We start from the raw sequence: 2,151 nt of genomic DNA, 5'->3' as shown, positions 1-2,151 counted from the left end.
GTCCCGCTCGTAAGAGGCACCGCTGGACGCAAAGCTACACAAGCAACCTTCATCGCCGCTCCAACTACCGGACAAGGTGCAATGTGAAACCTACTCCTTGCTTTGCGGGCTTCTGACTGGCGTCGTGACCGGCTTCAGTCCGATTTTCCGAGAGAACTTTAATGTGTCGTCGGCAATGTAGCAGGAACCATTGTCGCTTAACCACTCGACTTCGCTTTCAGCCTTCAACGCGCCGGCGAAGCGCCTTTCGACGGCTTGAAGCATGACGTCACGCACCATGTCGCCAGTGTAGCCCCCTGTGCTTGCAGCCCAACTCATGGCTTCGCGGTCACAACAGTCGAGTGCGAAGACGACACGCAATGGGACACCGTCATCGCAGCGGAATTCGAAGCCATCCGAGCACCAGCGGCTGTTGCTGCTATCCACCGCGACCTTGCCGTCATGCCGACGCGTAGATGAGACGTGACGAGGGCGACGTTCCAGCAGCAGGCCGTGGCGACGCATCACTCGATACACCCGCTTTGCATTGACGCGCGGTTGAGCCAGCGCGTCCCGGCTTCGCCTCAGCAGCGCCCAAGCACGTCGGTATCCATATGTCGGCACACCGCCTAACAGCTCCTGAAGTTCAGCGACAAGCGCCGTGTCGTCGAGGACGGGCATCTTGCGCCGGTCAATCCAATCAGCAGACCGCTTCGACTTGACTGCTAGATTCGAGCGCGACACACCCAGGACTTCACAGACCGTCTTCAACGGTCGTCCCCCGGCAGCAATGGTGAGCGCGCAGTCAATTTTTTTGCTCGACCATACTCCACTGCTTCACGGAGGATTTCTACCTCCATCGTCTTCTTTCCAAGCAATCGCTGCAACTCGCGAATCTGCTTCATCGCTTCGGCTAGGTCGGATGCGGGTACAACCTGCTCGCCGGCACTGACCGCCGATAGGCTCCCGTCCTGATAGAGCTTGCGCCAGCCGAAGACTTGGTTGGCATTTACTTGATGCCGGCGAGCGACACCAGAAACGGTTGCACCGGGCTCGAATGTCTCGCGAACTATCGCGAGTTTCTCATCAACTGAGCGCCGGCGGCGCTGCTCAGGCTGGGTCAGAACTTCTAGATGTTCCACGTTGTGACTAGACTTAAACATAGGCAGAAGACTACCTCAAAATTTAAGCGTCACCAGATGTCCGGCTTTTGCGGGGGCCAGCCCAGCGCTTGACCACCGCCTCTATCACTTCCGGCTAGCCTGCTCGGGCTTTGAGCACGCTCACGTCATTCTCGGCGGCGAGAGCTATGTCGCGCTGGCTGAAGGGCTGCAGAATGCCATCTGGGCACTTGGAGGCGCGCCGCGCGAGCACCGCAGCGACAGCTTGTGGGCGGCGTTCCGCAATCTCGATGCTGACGCGCGCAAGGATCTGACCACGCGTTACGATGCTCTGTGCGCCCACTACGGCATGCAGCCCACACGCAACAACCGTGGCGTTGCCCACGAGAACGGCTCCATCGAGAGCCCTCATGGCCACCTCAAGAACGCAGTGCGTGATGCGTTGCTTCTGCGCGGCAGTCACGACTTCGACGATCTCGGTTCCTATCGCCGCTTCATCGACGAGATCGTCGGTCGAATCAACGCGCGTAATGGCAAACGCATTGAGGCCGAGCGGGCACTGCTTCAACCGCTTCCGGTCCAGCGTACGTGCGACTACGAGGAAACGCGCGTGTACGTCACGACCACCTGCGGCTTCGTCCTGCGCAAGGTGTTCTATACCGTCCCGTCACGACTGATCGGACATCACCTGCGCGTGCGGCTGTACGACGACAGATTGGAGCTGTTCCTGGGCAGTACGGCCCTGATGACACTGCAGCGCGGCCGCGCGGGTCCCAACGCCAAGCACGGCCACGTCATCAATTGCCGGCATGTCATCCACGCGCTGCGCCGCAAGCCCATGGCGCTGCTCAACCTAGTCTACCGCGATCAGATCTTTCCGCGCGAGGCAAACTCCTGAAAATTGATAGAGGCGAACGTGATAGTTAGAAATTTCGAATATTTGCTTGCCTTGTGTTGCCTTTCGCCGTAAAGGAGCCGGGTGTTTTCGGCGTAATGGCGCCAGAGAAAGGCGCCTGTTTCGGGGCTCGAACGGGGATCAAGAATCCTTGTT

2 pseudogenes are annotated in these 2,151 nt (G+C 59.2%); one reads left to right on the top strand and one right to left on the bottom strand.

The features are described 5' to 3' along the window. Window positions 1-99: 99 nt before the first annotated feature. Window positions 100-1,142 (bottom strand): annotated as a pseudogene (locus QCE73_RS39245) (IS3 family transposase); the annotation flags it as partial. A 55-nt stretch (window positions 1,143-1,197) separates the two neighbouring features. Here QCE73_RS39245 and QCE73_RS39240 point away from each other — a divergent pair. Further along, window positions 1,198-1,989 (top strand): annotated as a pseudogene (locus QCE73_RS39240) (IS21 family transposase); the annotation flags it as partial. Window positions 1,990-2,151 lie beyond the last annotated feature (162 nt).

Source organism: Caballeronia sp. LZ029, assembly GCF_031451275.1.
Classification (GTDB): Bacteria; Pseudomonadota; Gammaproteobacteria; order Burkholderiales; family Burkholderiaceae; genus Caballeronia; species Caballeronia jiangsuensis.
Note: the sequence above shows the minus strand (reverse complement) of the source record. Positions and strands in the feature narration are given on the sequence as shown.